Origin of the sequence: Streptomyces sp. NBC_00210 (assembly GCF_045160975.1) — a bacterium.
In the GTDB taxonomy this organism is placed as follows: Bacteria; Actinomycetota; Actinomycetes; order Streptomycetales; family Streptomycetaceae; genus Streptomyces.
In genome coordinates this window covers 324,983-341,508 of the sequence record NZ_CP108120.1, presented here as the reverse complement: position 1 = coordinate 341,508, position 16,526 = coordinate 324,983, and the positions used below count along the sequence as shown (strand labels likewise).

At 67.0% G+C, this 16,526-nt stretch carries 12 protein-coding genes and 3 pseudogenes; 9 read left to right on the top strand and 6 right to left on the bottom strand.

The annotated features are described in order from the left end of the window. Positions 1-12: 12 nt before the first annotated feature. The 4 genes and pseudogenes from OG729_RS01860 to OG729_RS01845 all read left to right on the top strand — a co-directional run bounded on the left by OG729_RS01860 (position 13) and on the right by OG729_RS01845 (position 5,591). Positions 13-738 (top strand): hypothetical protein, encoded by a 726-nt coding sequence (locus OG729_RS01860; RefSeq protein ID WP_405803819.1) that lies wholly within the window; start codon positions 13-15, stop codon positions 736-738. A 428-nt stretch (positions 739-1,166) separates the two neighbouring features. Then, entirely contained in the window at positions 1,167-3,839 is a 2,673-nt protein-coding gene (locus tag OG729_RS01855) for a LuxR C-terminal-related transcriptional regulator (RefSeq protein ID WP_405803818.1), read from the top strand. Positions 3,840-3,939: 100 nt separating this feature from the next. Further along, a pseudogene (locus tag OG729_RS01850) lies at positions 3,940-4,077 on the top strand (ISAzo13-like element transposase-related protein); the annotation flags it as partial. A gap of 299 nt (positions 4,078-4,376) precedes the next feature. Then, entirely contained in the window at positions 4,377-5,591 is a 1,215-nt protein-coding gene (locus OG729_RS01845; RefSeq protein ID WP_405803817.1) for a hypothetical protein, read from the top strand. A 328-nt stretch (positions 5,592-5,919) separates the two neighbouring features. Here the strand turns inward: OG729_RS01845 and OG729_RS01840 are convergent, their stop codons facing one another. From OG729_RS01840 to OG729_RS01825, 4 genes are all read right to left on the bottom strand, one after another. Next, entirely contained in the window at positions 5,920-7,116 is a 1,197-nt protein-coding gene (locus OG729_RS01840; protein ID WP_405803815.1) for a globin domain-containing protein, read from the bottom strand. Positions 7,117-7,211: 95 nt separating this feature from the next. After that, positions 7,212-7,661, bottom strand: a complete 450-nt coding sequence (locus OG729_RS01835; RefSeq protein ID WP_405803813.1) for an RrF2 family transcriptional regulator — start codon at positions 7,659-7,661, stop codon at positions 7,212-7,214. A gap of 322 nt (positions 7,662-7,983) precedes the next feature. Next, positions 7,984-8,928, bottom strand: a complete 945-nt coding sequence (locus OG729_RS01830) for a hypothetical protein (RefSeq protein ID WP_405803812.1) — start codon at positions 8,926-8,928, stop codon at positions 7,984-7,986. 297 nt (positions 8,929-9,225) lie between these two features. Further along, entirely contained in the window at positions 9,226-9,687 is a 462-nt protein-coding gene (locus OG729_RS01825) for a hypothetical protein (protein ID WP_405803811.1), read from the bottom strand. 243 nt (positions 9,688-9,930) lie between these two features. Here OG729_RS01825 and OG729_RS01820 point away from each other — a divergent pair. From OG729_RS01820 to OG729_RS01810, 3 genes and pseudogenes are all read left to right on the top strand, one after another. Beyond that, positions 9,931-10,230, top strand: a pseudogene (locus OG729_RS01820) (helix-turn-helix domain-containing protein); the annotation flags it as partial. A 231-nt stretch (positions 10,231-10,461) separates the two neighbouring features. Then, positions 10,462-11,775: a beta-galactosidase gene (locus tag OG729_RS01815; protein ID WP_405811459.1), complete on the top strand. Its 1,314-nt coding sequence runs from the start codon at positions 10,462-10,464 to the stop codon at positions 11,773-11,775. Positions 11,776-11,851: 76 nt separating this feature from the next. After that, positions 11,852-12,184 (top strand): hypothetical protein, encoded by a 333-nt coding sequence (locus tag OG729_RS01810; protein WP_405803810.1) that lies wholly within the window; start codon positions 11,852-11,854, stop codon positions 12,182-12,184. Here the strand turns inward: OG729_RS01810 and OG729_RS01805 are convergent. Beyond that, positions 12,130-12,321 (bottom strand): annotated as a pseudogene (locus tag OG729_RS01805) (transposase); the annotation flags it as partial. The gene OG729_RS01810 and the pseudogene OG729_RS01805 overlap by 55 nt on opposite strands. A 291-nt stretch (positions 12,322-12,612) precedes the next feature. Between OG729_RS01805 and OG729_RS01800 the strand changes: the two are divergent. Continuing rightward, positions 12,613-14,052: a toll/interleukin-1 receptor domain-containing protein gene (locus OG729_RS01800; RefSeq protein WP_405803809.1), complete on the top strand. Its 1,440-nt coding sequence runs from the start codon at positions 12,613-12,615 to the stop codon at positions 14,050-14,052. Positions 14,053-14,395: 343 nt separating this feature from the next. Further along, on the top strand, positions 14,396-16,042 hold the full coding sequence (locus tag OG729_RS01795) for an ISL3 family transposase (RefSeq protein ID WP_405803807.1): 1,647 nt from the start codon (positions 14,396-14,398) through the stop codon (positions 16,040-16,042). Here the strand turns inward: OG729_RS01795 and OG729_RS01790 are convergent. After that, positions 15,990-16,439 (bottom strand): hypothetical protein, encoded by a 450-nt coding sequence (locus OG729_RS01790; protein ID WP_405803806.1) that lies wholly within the window; start codon positions 16,437-16,439, stop codon positions 15,990-15,992. The genes OG729_RS01795 and OG729_RS01790 overlap by 53 nt on opposite strands. Positions 16,440-16,526: the final 87 nt, after the last annotated feature.

Sequence of the window (16,526 nt, the reverse complement as noted above, 5' to 3'; positions counted from 1 at the left end):
TCTGGAGCTGCGATGCCGGATTCCCACGACCGGCCCACACAGCGTCTGCGCCGACCGGGGCGGCCGGCCACGCCCCACGTCCCGGCCGACGACGACGGCCCTGAGTACCTGGCGACCGGCTGGAGCCTCGGCTCCGACGATTCCGCCGCCCCGCGCAACGACGTCCTCCCCACAGCCGCGACGTTGTGGCAGACAGGTCTGTACCCCTCGAGCCCTCCTGGGACGGCGGGTGAGGCACCGACGGTGCCCCTGACCGACCAGGGGCAGGCCAACGGAACTGTCACCGCCGTCTGGCGGGGTGGCCCTGCGGCCGTCCCGCTACGCCGGCGCCGCAAGGGCGTTCGGATACGCAGGTGGGTGCTGCCGGTCCTGCTCGCCGCTGCCGTGACGGCGGTCCTCTTCTGGCTGCGGATTCCACCAGAGCAGGCCGTCACCGAGGTGACCGAGGTGACCGTTCGCGCCGAACCGGCCGAGTTGGGCTGCGACGGCACCGCCGAGGTGGTTGCCACGGCGAGGACCAACGGTGCCCCCGGCGTGATCCGCTACCGCTGGCTCCGCAGCGACGGCACCGTCTCCGGGGAGCTGACCCAGTCCGTCTCAGCCCGCCAGCAGGAGGCGCGGCTCGTCCTGCGCTGGACCTTCAACGGCCGAGGCATGCAGCGGGCCGGCGCCGTCGTGGACATCCTCTCCCCGACGCCGCACACGGCCTCGGCGGGCTTCACCTACCGCTGTCGGTGAAGCTGCGTTCTGCGGGCCGGGAGTCGTCGTGCAGATACGGCCGGTCCGGCAGGTCACACGCCTGATGCCGTTACCGGCGATGCCGGCACAGGGGGCGGTTCGCATCCCCAAATCGGCCATCCGACCGAGGTGCATGCCGCGCACGTACTCGTCCGAACCAGACCAGAGACCCGGCCCCGGACCGGCATGAAGTCCGCAACAGTGGAGCGCAGGCCGCTTGCCCGCCCTTTCCGGGAGGACGGAAGACCATGCGTCTGCGCAAGGGGTCGCCCGCGGAGTCGCCGATGAGGCTGTCAGTGACAGCCTCATCGGTGGACTCAGAGGGTCCCTCGGGGGAAAGGACAGACGAAGACATGGAGCACGCCACTACCGGATCGTATGCAGGTGGTGTCCCGCAGCGTGGACCTCGCGGGCTCCGTAACCCGCCCATGCGGCGAGCGGGAGGCTGGGACGCGGTCATGGGGCGCTGGCCGTTGGTCGGCCGGGACCCATATCTGCAAGCCTTCAGACAGGCCCTTATGGCCGACCAGCACTGCCGCGGCTGGATGATCTGCGGGCCGGCGGGCGTGGGGAAGTCCCGGCTTGCCGAAGAATGCCTCGACTGGGCAGCCCGAGAGGGCCACCGCACCTTGAGAGCGATGGCCAGCACGGCAGCCGCTACTGTCCCGCTGGGCGCGGTGGCGCACATCCTCCCGCCCGGGATGGACCTGTCCGATCCCGTCGCGGGGTTCGACGCGGTCGCCCGCGAAATGGCCTCGCCCGGCCGCGGACCGGTCGTCATCCTCATCGACGACCTCCATCTGCTCGACCACACGTCCGCGACCTTGCTGGGGCAGTTGGTGGACGCCGGTCTGATCTTCCTGATCGGTACGGTCCGATCGCAGGAGGCCGCAGGAGAGGTGGTCGCGGCATTACTGTACCGAGGAGACTCGATCACACGGGTGGACCTTGCAGGGCTGGAGCAGCCGCAGGTCGAACTCCTGCTGCACGGCGTGCTCGGCGGCCCGGTGGGCCAACGCACGCTTCGGAGGCTGTTCACCACCAGCCGCGGCAATGTGCTGTACCTCCGCGAACTCGTGATCGGTGCTGTGCAGCAGGGCTGCTTGGCTCACGACGGCGAGGCATGGCAGATCGAGGCAGACAGACCTGCGGTCACCAACCGGCTGAGGGAGCTGATCAATTCCCGCCTCACATCGGTGGCGCGGGGCGCCGACGTGGTGCTGGAGACACTGGCCCTGTGCGGGACCTTGTCCCTCTGTGACGCCGAGGCAGTCGCCCCCGCCCCCTCGACCCTCGCGGACATCGAACGCGCCGGGCTGATCCGCATCTACACGGAGTCGAGGCGCACCTTTGTGACTCTGGCCCACCCACTCTATGGCGAGATCGTACGCTCGACTCTTTCCACCCTGAGGCGGCAGCAACTACTCCTGAGACAGGCCGCTCGGGTGGACGCGTATGGAGGCCGTCGATGCGACGACGCCCTCCGCACCACTGCTTGGCGGTTGGCTGCCACGGGCACGGCAGATGCGCACATGCTCCTGCACGCCGCGGCCCTGGCGATGCACTCGGGCGACGACAAGCAGGCCGTAGCGCTGCTGGAAGCTCTCGAACCCGAGCATCACACATCCCAGAGCCTACTGATGCTGGGCAAGGCGCTGATGCGCCTGGGTGAGTACGAGAAGGCGGATGAGGTTCTGACCGAGGCCGACGAACAAGCTGTCGGCGAGCGAGAAAAGGTCGCTGCCGTCACCGCCCGCGGCTTGAACCTGTACTGGATGGGGGTCAGGACGGAGGTCATTCGTGAGGTCAACTCCGCCGCTCGGACGGCGGTCAAGAGCCGTGCGGGAAGGGAGCAACTCTTCCTCAACGAGGCTTGTCTGCTGGTCACTTCCGGCCGACCTGCCGAGTCACTGCGGCTTCTGGCTTCCCTGGCCGACAATCCAGATGGTGAAGAAAACCTTGACAGATGGCTCCTGGGCGCGAATGCCAAGGCCACGGGCCTCGCCTTCACCGGGCGCACCGAGGAGGCTGTCACCCTTGCGCGGAATGCTCATGCGGCACATCTCGAGTTCGGCGGGAACACCCTGCTGTCACATTCCTCGGCACAGCTCGTTCCCCTGCTGCTGGCCCATACGGAGAACGGCGAGTTCGGCGAATGCCGCAAGGTAGGGGAGCATGCTGTCGGCGAGCTGGACTCCGCCGAGGCGCCGACGGCGTACCTGTGGCTTACCTTCTACCTCGGTCGCCTGGAGTGGTTCGCCGGGCGTCCGGCGACCGCGCGCCGCTGGTACGCGGAAGCTGCCACCCTGGCACGGAAGCACCGGCATCTCAGATTCATGCGGCTGTATCTCTCTGGGTGGGCCGCCTCCGCTGCCGTACTGAAGGACGTCGCGACGGCCGAAGGACTGCTGGCGGAACTCGAGGCCTACCCCGACAGCGGCTACCTGGACGGGGAGGACCGTCTGGGCGAGGCGTGGCTGCATGTGGCACGAGGTCAGTTGACCCGGGCACGAGAAGTCCTCGAGGCCGCGGCGGATCAAGCGCGTCTGTCCGGGAGCGTCGTCTCGGAGGTGTGCTTGCTGACCGACCTCGCCCGACTGGGCGCTCCCCAAGCCGTCAGAGGTCGGCTCGACGAGCTGGCCAGCGTCTGCGACGGGGCGTTCACAACCGTTCGGGCATCCTTGGCGGCTGCCCTGGCCGACGGCGCCCCCGAGCCGCTGATGGCCGCCGCGACCGCTTTGGAAGCCGTCGGCGCCCATATGCTGGCCGCGGAGGCGGCGAGCACCGCCGCTGTTGCCTGGCGGCGCCTTCAGCAACCACGACGTGCTGCATCCGCGACAGCGGCCGCCGCGGCTCTTGCCACTGCCTGTGAGAACGCGTCCACTCCCATTCTCGCGACAATCGACGACGGCATAGCCCCCCTCACCGGACGTGAATGGGAGATCGCGCTGATGGCCGGCACGGGGGCCAGCAGCCGCGCCATTGCCGAGCAGCTGGGTGTCTCGGTACGCACTGTCGACAATCACCTCCACCGGATCTACACCAAACTCGGAATCACCACCCGCAGTGAACTCGGCCGTGTCCTTCGACAACTGCCATAAGCGTCGCCGCCGTCCGGGCGGCGGCGCGGTGCTCCTTCGCATGGGGATCAGATCCGTCATGGCCGGGTTCCGGTCAGCCAGAGATTTTCCAGGCGAATGCCAGACCATCGAGGGCGCTCAGCATCCCGACCGGGACGCCCAGTTCGGTTACATCAACGACCAGGCCAAGGACCACATGGGCGCCGGGGATCCGGTCATCAGTGTGGACACCAAGAAGAAGAAACTGAGTAGTCGATACTCTGCCGGTCCGCAGGCGGGACGGGGAAACTCGGGGGTCCAGGCAAACGGCGCGTGGCCGCAGGTCCAACAGTGTGCCCGTCCCGGTGGCCGGGCCATCGCCGTGACCTGCAGCCTTCCGCGGACGGCGATGGTCACGCACGCGGCTTTCGGAATCCGGTTCACCGCTGACAGGCCGTGCCTGCGCTTCCGTTCCGCGGACTCTTCGTGATTCGTCGGGGGCGCAGCACCGGGCCGGCCGTCACGGACGGACCGGCCACCCCACCGCCCTCGACGGCACAGACAAGGATTCATCCACCGATGCACTTCTTCAGCAGTTTCCGGCGCTCGTCGGCGCACATCGCCGTCGCGGCGGGCGTCGCGGCGAGCACGCTCGTGTCTCTTCCCGCTCCGGCCGCCGCGGCGGGATCGGCGCCCCCTCCGCGCGTGTCGGTCTTCGCCGTCGTGGCGGGCAACGAGCCCGCGGGCGTGTACACCGACCTGTCCCTGCTGGCCTTCCACAGCAGCGTCTCCCTCGACCTGCCGGCGCATGTGCGCCACGACGCCACGGGGCGGTACGCCGTCTACTTCTCCGGCCCCGACCTCGGCACCGTGCCGACCGCCGGCCTTCATGTGCGGGCTATGACCGATGGCAACTGCATGCCCTTCGACGGCATCACCCCGAGCCGTCATCCGGGTCTGCAGATCGACGTGGCCTGCTTCGACAGCGCAGGGCGTCCCGCCGACCGCCGCTTCACCATCGCCTACAACGCCCGCGGCGCGGCACACGGAGCGCTGGTGACCGCCGCGACCGCGCCGGGTGCCATGTCCTCCGACTGGCGGGTCGCCGAACCGCAGGACACGGGCGGTGCCGCGCGTGTCGCCTACACCCACCCCTCGCCGGGCCTGTACACCTTCGACCTGCCCTATTTGCCGGGCACGGCGCCCGAGTCGTTCGCCACTACCGCCCTTGCCCCCATCGCCGAGGCCGGTACCGGCCGCATCCCGAACGTGGTGTGCGGAACGACGGGGCGGGCGCTGATCCCCGGGGACGCGGGGCCCGTCCGGCAGATCTCGGTGACCTGCCGGGACGCGGTCACGGGGCAGATGGCTCCGGGCGGCACCCGAATCCATGTCGGATACACCCGTGGCGTCAACCTGACGGGAGCGTCCGGGGTCAGCGAGGCGTATTTCACCGCGCCCTGGATCTCCACCAACTCCCGTGTGGTGCTGCCCGACAGCGCCGTCCACGACCCGGGCCCGGTCACGACCGGGGCCGTTGCCGTACAGCGCCATGCCGTCGGCCAGTACACCGTCGACATCGCCAATCAGGAAGGCACCATCGGCTACGCGAGCATCGTCGCCACGGCCAACGGCTCCACCGCCCTCTGCCGTGCGTCGGTGCCCGACCCGGACCGGCCGGGCCATCTCTCCGTCGTCTGCCGGAGCGATGCGGGTCAGATGGACACCGGCTTCCACCTGCACTTCGTCTCCAGGAAGCTGCGCCTGCGGTTGAGCCCCCTCGCGGGGCTGTAGGCCACGAGCTTGGGTCTTGTCGGTTGTTGCAACACCCCAGTTCAAGGGGTGCGATGGAGTTCGAGATCCGCGACAACCGAGAAGCAGCCCAGGGGCGAAGAAGCTGCGCGCTGAGCGGGAGGAATACTTCCAGCTCCCCTCCCGCTCCACGGGCAGCCGCCGCTCTTCGGAATGTTCGTGGGAGTGAGGTGGGACCGGTGGCGGAACCCGAAGAGATCGGCCGAGCCGAAGACCTGGTGGAACGAGTGGCGGCGATCGACATCGCCAAGGTGTCGCGCATTGGTTCCGGAGAGCACTGTGCCCGGGGGTTGAGTGCGACGGGCAGTGGTCAGTCCTGGGCCAGCCACAGGTCGGGGCCGAAGATTTCGTAGTGGATGGCGGAGGCCGGCACGCCTCGCTCGAGGAGTTGGGTGCGCACTTCCCGCATGTACGGCAGCGGCCCGCAGAGGTAGGCGCGGACGCCGTCGGGAAGTTCGATGCCGGACAGGTCCACCAAACCGGTGCGGTCGGCGGGCCAGTCGCCCTCCGGCTGCTCGTACCAGGTGTGCGCGGAGCCGTCGGCGAGCTTGGTGATGAGCCGCTCCTGATCGGCGCGCAGGGCGTGGTCGGCGGTTGAGCGGTCGGCGTGGACGGCGATGACCGGAGCGTGGTGCCCGCGGTTTACGAGGTCCTCCAGCATGGCGACCATCGGCGTGCAGCCGATGCCGGCCGAGGCGAGCAGCAGCGGCGCGGTCGTGTCATCGAGGACGACGTCACCGTAGGCAGCGGACACGGCGATCAGGTCGCCTTCGTGGACGTGGTCGTGGAGATGGTTGGAGACTTCGCCGAGCGGGGCGGGGCCGCCGTGCAGCCGCTTGACCGTGATGGAGCGTTCTGGGCAGCCAGGGCCGTTCGTCAGGCTGTACTGGCGGATCTGGCGTGCCCCGTCAGGCAGTTCGATCTGGACCGAGACGTACTGGCCGGCCTTGAAGGCTGATGCGGGGCGGCCGTCGGCGGGCCGCAACCGGAAGGTGGCCACGTCCGCGGTCTCCTGGTCCCGGGCGACCACCTCCCATTGCCGCCAGGTCGCTCCGACCAGCACGCCCTGCTCCGCGTACAGGCGACGCTCGATCTCGATCAGGGAGTTGGCCATCAACCAGTAGACCTCGTCCCAGGCTGCGGCGACCTCCTCGGTGACGGCGTCGCCGAGGACCTCCGCGACGGCGGCGAGCAGGTGAGTGTGCACGATGCGGTACTGCGCGGGGCTGACGCCGAGTGAGGCGTGCTTGTGAGCGATCCGGTTGAGGATGGCATCCGGGCGGCTGTCCGGCTGCTCCACCAGGACGGTGGCGAAGGCGGCGATGGCACCGGCCAGAGCCTGCCGCTGGGCACCGGCAGCCTGGTTGGCGCGGTTGAACAGATCGTGCAGGAGCTCGGGGTGTGCGGCGAAAAGCTTCCGGTAGAACAGCTCGGTGAGGGTGCCAAGGGCTCCGCCGACCGCGGGCAGGGTGGCGCGGACTCTCTCGGCGGACTTCTGCGACAGCATGTACGCTCCAAACTGGTATATGAAATTCGCATTTACGGGCGCGTGAAAACCCCGCCTCTGCAGGGCGGGGCAAGGTGGACGTGGAAGCGGAAATCCTATCCGGGCAGGCCGGAGCCGCGCCCGATGAGCCCCACCAGCACGGGGCCGGTGGGCGACTCGACCAGGTCCGCAAGGGTCAGCGGATCAAGTGAGGCATAGAACGCCTCTTGGGCCTGACGCAAGGCCATCCGCAGCCGACAGGCTTGCCGCAGCGGACAGGGCGCATCGCCCTCGCACTCGACGACCTCGCCGACCCCCTCGAACTCCCGGACCAGGTGCCCGACCGAGACGGTACGCCCGTACGGGGTGAGCGTCAGCCCTCCTCCGCGCCCCCGCCGCGTCTCGACCACGCCGAGGTGCTGCAACTGGGCGACCACCTTTGCGAGGTGGGTGTAGGGCACCCGCATCTCCTCGGCGATCTGCCGTGCGGTGCCCAGCTCCGCCCCGGAGACCGCCAGCCGCATGACCGTGCGAAGCGCCAGGTCCGTTGCCTTCGTCAGCCGCATGACGTCAACGCTAGATAATGCGAATCCCAAATGCAACTTTGAGTGGCGTGTCCGTCGCCACACCGTGGCGGGGTGATGCACGGGCATGCAGGGCGGCGCGGCGATCACGACGCCTGGCCGCGCAGCGGCCAACCCGGTGCGCGTCGTCGGCCAACAGCCCGGCCGGGAAGTCGAACGGGACCAGCGCGGTGCAAGAATGGATCGCCTGCTGCGGATACGTACGCGCCTGCCGTGATCGAGGAGTTGGACTGATCTCCCGGTGCGGACGGGCCATCCGATGCTCGCAGGGTCGCGCTGCAGAGTCCTGTGCCCCGCGTTCATCTCACGGCGAGCTGAGCAGAGCAGTGGCGTTCTTCAATCGTGCGTTGAGGTTGTCACGGACTTCTTGCAGTTCGGCGGTGTTCTGCTTGATCATCTTCTCTTCCTCGTGGGCTTGCAGCGCGGCCGCCTGGCGCAGAAAGTCCGTTGCCACGAGGCACTTCGCGTCAGCCACGGCCGTCCTGATCTCGGTGGTCGAGGGGGCGGTGTTGGGGTTCCAGCGGGGTTCCTCCCGGGCGCTCTCGGGGTCAGGGGAGTCGAAGCCCGAACGCTTCATGCAGGAGGACCACTTGGCGGCCAGGTCCCGGTAGGGCAGCCCACGTCGTGTCTGGTAGGCGGCGTCGGCAGCCAGTTCGCTCAGCCTGAGCGAAGCGATCGTCTCGCTGCCCCCCCGCTGCATGTCCGCGACCACGCCCGATGCCGGATTGAGCTGGTGCGTGCCGTGCTCCAGGAGTTGAACGGCCTCGCCGAGACAGCCGTACGGAAGCACCGCCTTGTCTCGGTAGGCCGTGATCGGCGCTGCCCCGTCAGTGCCGCGCGGTTTCATGCCCTTCCAGCCCTCGACGACCGCCCGTTCCTCCGCCGACAGCTTGTTGAGTTGCAGCGCCAGGGCCAGGTCACCGTCGTCGTCCTGCTGCTCCGGCGCAGGGTGGAAACCGTATCTGACTGCGTCTTGCTCATCTATGACACCGAACTGGAAATACGGGTCCTCGAAGCGAAGCCCCGCACGCTTCGGCACTGCCCAGTGCAGGCCGTACCTGCTCGTGCACTTGCCGATCAGCGTGTGCTGTGCAGTTGCCAGTTGCAGGCGTTGTTGTTCTGAAGGCCGGTAGCGGTCCAGCGGGAGAGGGACCACGTGCTTGCCGCGGGTTGTGTCGTGGGACGGGCGAGAAGAGGCCGGGCTGGTGTCGGTGCATCCCGTGGTCACGCTGATGAGAGCCACCACCATGCTGAGCAGCAGTGCGCTGCGAGGGACAGCCCGCCGGGCACCCGCACCGGGCGATCGCGGGGCATCACGGTGGCTGTCCTGGGCAGACTGTCCGGTCCTCGTCACCGCCGTAACGCGACTGGGGGAAGCCTTCATGGCGAAGTGCTGAATGGCCATCAAATGGGATCTCGCTGTGGTCGGGGCGCAGAGTGCCGGGGGATTTTCCGAACGGCGCCCACCGCTGGGTCCTGCGTGCCGTGTGCGCTTTCGCGCCGACACGCCGGACCCACCGGCCGGCGGAGCTACCAAGACCCGGGTTCACCCACACCGGATGCTGAAGACATTCAGATGCCCCCAGTCGTAGACCTTGACCCACATGCTGCTCTTGCCCCGCCGGTCGAGCGTGTTTCCACTGCCCCAACCGCTCCACATGGTGACGCAGCCCTTGTAGGCCCGGACCGAGTCGGTGTCGTAGTAGTAATAGTGGTTACGGGACTTGTCGCCCGGAGGTAGCTCCACATCGGCGCGGTAAGACCCCCAGCTACCCGGATTGTCGACGCACGGCAGCTTGTCGCCGTAGTAGGTGTCGCTGTGCCAGACGCCCCAGCACCAGTTGTTGGCGATCCGCACGTCCATGCCGGACGAGTTGTCGATCTCGCCGCCGCATCCAGGTGTCGTACAGGTGCCCGCAGAGGCGGTGCCCGGTACGCCCACGACGACCGACGCCCCGACGACCGCCGCGACCGCGAGCTTTGCCAGGCGCGTTCGAAGATTCCTCATTCTTGTCCGACCCCCTACGAATTGGCTCCTTCCCTCTCCGGAAAGGGGCCCGAATCACTGTTACCGCTGCCTTGCGTGTGGCGATTGGTCGTCGTCCCGAGTAGGAAGTGCAGTCGATGGCCCACATGCAGGGACAGCTGTCGGCGTTCCCGCACCGGGAGGTGATCCTGGCCGACCCACACCCTGACAGCCGCTCTCGGCCCGTAACAGCATTGCGGCGTTTCCTGGGACGCTGGGACGTCGATGCTGCATCCACCTGCGCGGATGCGTGTCCCTGGGACGCCACCAGGGGCCGCCAGTAGCATGCCCACGACACCATCGGGGGACCTTGGAGGACGGATGGCCCGGAGGTCGGATGCAGCGACGCTGGGGGAGCTCCTCACGCGGCTCAAGGACGAGAGCGGCCAGAGCTACGCGTCGATCGGCCGACGATGTCATCTCGGCAAGTCAACGGTGCACCGCTTCTGTTCCGGCCTTTCCGTCCCATCGGATTTCGGAACAGTCGAGCGAATAGCGAAGGGCTGCGGCGCAACCCGCGAGGATGTGGCCAGGCTCTATCGGCTGTGGGAGGGAGCCACGTCCGCAGCCCATGCCGCTGACGCGGGCACCATCCGTCAGGGTCGATCCGAGAGCGTCGTCCCACCACGCAACCAGCCGGATGCCGTCGGATCTCCCGAGGAGAACCCTCCGGTGGGGCACGTCGCCGGCACGCCCCCACAATCCACTGAGGCGGCCGATTCACTGCTCGGCACAGGCCGACGGCGTGTCGGGAGGATGCGGGAAACGCTGAAACTGCTGGCCACGATCAGCTGCATCGTCGCGGTCCTGACACTCGGCCTGTCCGGAGCCGGCGCGCCGCGCCAGGCTGCCAAGCCGAGTCCCGCGCGCATCGCCGGTCCAGCCTGGACACTTCCCGAGGCTCCGGTGCCGCGCACCTTGTTCGGAGTCACGCTCAACAGCGCCACCGGCACCATGCCCGCCTTCCGAATCGGGGCAGTCAGGCTCTGGGACAGTGAGACCCGCTGGTCGCAGATCCAGCCTCAACGCGGCGAGTTCGATTGGTCGACGCTTGACCGGGAGGTCGCCGGAGCCGAGCGAGCCGGTCTGCCCGTGCTCTTCGTGCTTGGTGGCACGCCACGATGGGCCAGTCCTGACGGTCCCCGGTCGCCCTATCCCGACGGTACACGCGCGGCGCCGCCCGACAGCCTTGCCGATTGGGACGACTTCGTCCGTGCCGTCGCCCAGCGCTACCGCGGGCGGATCGCGGACTACGAGCTGTGGGTCCTTGGGAACGACCGCAGATTCTTCGCCGGCAGTGTCGAGATCCTCGTCGAGATGACCAAGAGGGCGAGCCGGATCGTGCGCGCCGCGGATCCGAGAGCCACGATCGTCTGTCCGGGCATGGGGCAACTCTGGGCGCCGAAAGGACGCGAATTCCTGCAACGCTTCGCCGTGCTCGGCGGATATGACGCATGTGACGTGGCGGGCATCAAACTGCATCAGCGCTCCGCGGTCGACCCGCCCGAGTCGATGCTCGAACTGGTCACCGAGGTAGACCGGCTGCTGCACAGGGCAGGCGTCCAGCCGAGACTGTGGAACACGGGCACGACCTACTCAATCGCTCTGGAGAGTCCGCTCGACGAGGCCAGAGCCCGGGCATACGCTGTGCGGTTCTTCCTGGTGGGTCTTTACGCCCGCCATCTCAACCTGGAACGAATGTACTTCTACAGCTGGGGAGGCACCCGGATCCCCATCGTGCTTCAGGCCGAGGGTGGACCACCCACATCGGCAGCACTCGCCGTCGAGCAACTGCAGCGCTGGCTGGCGCACGCGCGCAGTTACTCCTGCGGCCACGGACTCGCGATCGGTCAGCCTGCCAACGTCTGGGAATGTGCCTTCGTCATCGAGGGGCAAGCCAGTCGGCACCACGCCGTCATCCGCTGGACCGACTCCGGTACGGCCCAAACCGCTGCGGGGCCCCAAATGCGGCAGGTGCAACGGCTTGACGGCTCGTCGGTGGATTTGGAACCCGGGGACACGGTGGCAGTGTCCGAGGAGCCTGTCCTCCTTGCGGAGGAGCGCCCTTGAGCGAGGCGGTGCTCAATCATCGGATTGAGGCGCTCGTCGCGCGGAGTGAGACTGGCGATCCCAGCCTTCGGCCTCCGTGCTGGGCGGTGTTGTCGCCGCCTACGGTCTGGAAGACCGGTACGCCGTTGGCTTCGTTCAGCTTTACGGTTTCGGCAAGCACCTACGCATCGGCCTGCTGTGCCTGGCGGCGGCCGCGGCGATGCTGGTTCCGAGCGGGGCAGTTTACGTCGGCTTCGGCGGAACCTCGCTTGCCGGGCTGTCGGGGGAGTCGCTTCAACGGGCGGCGGGGGAGGCGGGTCTCACAGCGCGGAGTCCGGTCAGGTCCCTGCGTGACGCGCAGGCCGTGCTCAATGCCAGGACTTCTCGTAGGCGTTGGTCGGCGGCGTGTTTGTTCCGCCAGATGATGTAGCGGCGGATCATGCGGCCCTGTTCCATGTGGCTGCTGTGGTCGGTGCCGTCGAGTGCGAAGTAGCGCAGGGCGGTGAACTGGGCCTCGATCCGGTTGAGCCAGGAGCTGTTGGTCGAGGTGTAGGCGATCAGGACGTGCAGGCCGCACGATCATGTTTTGCCAGGAGGAGTGGGAAACGTATTGGGAACCCTTCTGGGTTATGCCCTCTTGCCCAGGTCGAGAGAAGTAGCATGATTTGTCAAGGACTCACTGCCAAGGGACGGGGAAAGTCGAGCGGCCGGCGCCCAGTTGGTGGTGCCATCCAGCTTTTCTGTGGTCGAGATCTTGTTCGGCTTATCCGATCGGGGGGTCGACGGCAACAGATTCAGGCCGGTCGTGCTTTTGCCGAGCGGAATGGCGCCGGATGCAGGGGAAGCGCAAGGGGGAGCATGTATAAATCTCAGGTACCGATCGTTGAATTCTTTGAGCAGATGCTTCCTGGGTCTCGTGCGGTCGGCTACAAACTTGTGTTGACTATGCTCGCTCGTGAGGCCGACTCGCCATCCCTGTACGAAGACGTAGGTCGCTATTGGGCGTCGCTGCACGACGCGACCGGACCGGACATCCTCTTCGTGTTCGCCGGGGCGAACGCGGCGACGCGGCTTGGCGCGCACGGCATACCGGATCGGCTTGAGCCGGTGATGTATCTGGCGGAGGACGCAGCCGTGGGCTGGGGTGCTCGCGGTAGACCCACAATCTACTGGAGTGGGTCCTCGTATCGACGGGATATGACATGGGGGCCCGGGCGGAAGGGGCAATCTGAGATCGAGTCGTCCAGGCGACTGCTGCATAGAGGTACTCCACGCCTATACGGACAGGACTTCGCGGAAGACCACACGAGCGAGATTGGCGCTCTCCGCCGGTATCTCGGACTGCGGGAGTCGCAGATACCGTGCCTCGTTTTCACGGTACTTGGGCCATCGGCAGGGCTTGAGGAACGCATTATCGTCCCTCTCTCCGTTATCCGGTCGACCGTCTATCAGTACGTCAAAGAGCTGTCCGAGTTCTTGGAGGATGCGCTTGAAACCATCGATAAAGCCCGTGAGCCGCTCAAACGTTTCAAGCTGATTCGGCAAGTAAGACAGTCTGTGCGTGAAGAAGCTGGTCAACTGGAATCCGAAGAGTCCCGGGAGGCTGTACTTCGAATCCTTGAACTTACCGATGGCGCGGGGCGATCAACAGCCACACGAACCGAGTGTTACCAGCAGCTCAGGATCGTCCGGGACTCTTCAGGTGGCGGGGCTGGGATTTGTTGGCCACCTGCTCGTCTGATCAGCCGGCTACAGAAGGCAATCGATCTCTCGTTCCATGAGAGCGTCATGTCGTTGTCCTGTGACAGCCATGGGATGAACCTGGAGAACCAAGTCTGGTCTCGACTCGTCGCCGATCTGCGACAGTTCAACGCCTCTCGCCCGGCCGACGTCGATCATGGTCACTGGGACTTCTTTGTTGCGTATTCTTCCGCTGACCGGCACATCGCCGAAAGGATCCATTCAGAGCTGTCGAAGATCGGCCGCACCTTTTTGGACACGCGATGCGTGCGGCCTGGGGATCGATGGGCAGGGCTGATCCATACCGCCCAAGGGGACTCTCGAAGTACCGTCCTGGTGATTACGGCGAACACTCCCAGCTCCTGGTTCTTTGAGTCAGAATATCTTCGTGCAATCCAGCTTGCGCGAACCAAGGGTCACATTGTCGTGCCCGTGCTGTACGGTAAGGGTGCCTTATTGCCCTATGGGCTCGAACAAGTGCAATCCGCTGCCATCAGGGACTGGCGGGAGTTGGCCACTCTTCCCGAAATGGTGCAACATATTGTTGCGGCTCCGTGAGGGCTGTTGGGGGCTGGTCCTCCCGTGGCGGGGCTGACTGACGGGAGAACGGGCGCCTGCGTTTGTCGACTTCAGCTGCTGTCCGTCGTCGCGCGGTTCGCCGACTGGAGTCATCCCATCAACCTGAACAAGGACTTCCAGCCGGCCGTCCGGTGCAGGTGCGGCAGTGCGGAGCCCAGTTGGCGCGCAGTCACTGCGAGGGTGAGCCGATCCCCGAAGTTGACGACGCGTGGCCTGGGTGCGGCGGGCCTCCGGGTTGTGATGGCGTTTCTTGAAACCGGCTCTGTCCGCAGTTCCGTGAATCGCCAGGTCAGCGGCGGGAACGGGGGATCGTTTCGGCAGTGTGTTTCCTGCCGTGGCGAGCAAGACGGTTGAGGATGTGCTGTTTCCCGGAATCGGTGTGCGAGTGGAGCGTGTCAGCGACTCCTGCGGCGCCCTGGTGGTGGAGGCGGTGTCCACCGGTCGGCCGGGCCGGTGCCCGGACTGCCGGAAGCAGGCGAGACGCGTGCAGAGCACCTACCAACGAACCTTGGATGAAAGACCGTTGGGCTCACGTCGCGTCGTGGTACGGCTGCGGGTGCGCCGGTACTTCTGCGACCGGAAGAGGTGTTCCCGGAAGACGTTCGTGGAGCAGGTGCCGGGCCTGACCGAGCGGCACCGCCGGTCGAGCACCGGACTGACGGGGTGGCTACGGTCGATCGCGGTGGAGCTGGGCGGCCGTCCGGCGGCACGCCTGTGCCGGAGCCTGCGGCTGGCCGCGGGCCGGACACGGCTGCTCAGGCTGCTGACGGCGCCGCCGGTTCAAAGCCGCGCCCCGCGGGTGCTGGGGGTCGACGAGTTCGCCTTCCGCAAGGGCTGCACCTACGGCACCGTCCTGGTCGACGTCGAGGCCGGCCGGGTCGTGGACGTGCTGCCCAACCGCACCTCGGAGACGTTCGCGGTCTGGTTCAAGGACCATCCCGGCGCGGAGATCATCTGCCGTGACCGGGCCACCGCCTACACGAAGGCGGTCAAGGAAGCCGCCCCCAACGCCCTCGAAGTCGCAGACCGCTGGCACCTGCTGCAGAACCTGTCCGCCGCAGTGGAGAAGACCTGCCACCAGCACCGCAACTGCCTGCGCAAACACGCAGGGCAGGAGACGGAGCCGACCGTGCCGGAACCGGTCCCGATGGAACTGCCGGTGCCGGAACTGCCCCGCACCCAGATCATCGAGCGCACACGGCACCGCTTCGAGGACGTCCACCGCCTGGTGGAGAAGGGCTGGACGATCAGTGCCATCGGCCGCCGTCTGAACCTCGACCGCAAGACCGTACGCCGCTTCCGCGACACCGACCTCGACGAGCTGCTGGCCTCTGCCAGCGACCGCCGCCCCAACGGCGTGCTGGAGCCGTTCAAGGCATACCTCAACGCCCGCTTCACCGAGACCCAGGGCCAGGTCAGCGGCACCCGCCTGTTCCTGGAGATCCACGAGCGCGGTTACCGAGACAGTCGCCAGGTTGTCCGCAAGCACCTCGCCGCCCTGCGGGCAGGCACCGCCGAGCCGGTCCGGGCCGACATCCCCAGTCCGCGCAAGATCACTTCATGGATCATGCGGCCCCGTGACACCCTCACAGAGAGCCAGGACAAGCGACTTCTGGAGGTCCGGCTCGCCTGCCCGGACATTACCCGGGCCTGCGACCTCGCCCGCGCGTTCGCCGATCTCGTCCGTCACCGGCGCGGATTCCTGCTTCTGGAGTGGATCCGCCAAGCCGAGCGGGGTGCCCCGAAGCCGATGCAGGGCTTCGCCGGCTCCCTCCGCCAGGACCTCGACGCCGTCACCGCCGGCCTCACCCTCCCTTGGAGTTCCGGAGTTGTCGAAGGGCACGTGAACCGGGTGAAGACGCTCAAGCGAGCCGTGTATGGCCGGGCCTCGTTCGAACTCCTCCGCACTCGCATCCTCACTCAGCCGTCGATGCCCCTTCAGTGGGCCTCTGATGGTGAGGAAGGTTGAGTTGTTCATGCAGGAGAGCCGCAACTTGGAGGTCATTGGTGACCATCACCTGAGCCAACCTGCCCGCTACTGCGATCACGTGGCTCCATGCTGGAGCATCTAGATAGACCTCGTCCGGGGCACCGCGACCTACCTCCTCCTGCACGGTCGAGTAGACCTCGCCCAGCTTTTTCATGAGTGCGACTTCCTCCTCGGTCCGCAGGCTCTTGCCCAGCCACGGCGCGGGATCGTCTGCGTTGCAGAAGTCGTCGAACAGAACGGTGACCACGTAGTCCAGGTCCTCGAACTCCTCCGGCCGCAGCCAGACATCGCGCTGCCACGAGGGACTCGCAAGGGCGAGAACCGCTGGCACAACATGAAGTCGGAAGACCGGGAACTCAATGCCGTGATCCGTCACGTCGTGAGCCTACTGACAGGGTGAGGGACAGCACCCACTTGCCAGTGCGCCTGTTCACGAAAAACGCGGTCAGAGCCATTTTCGGTG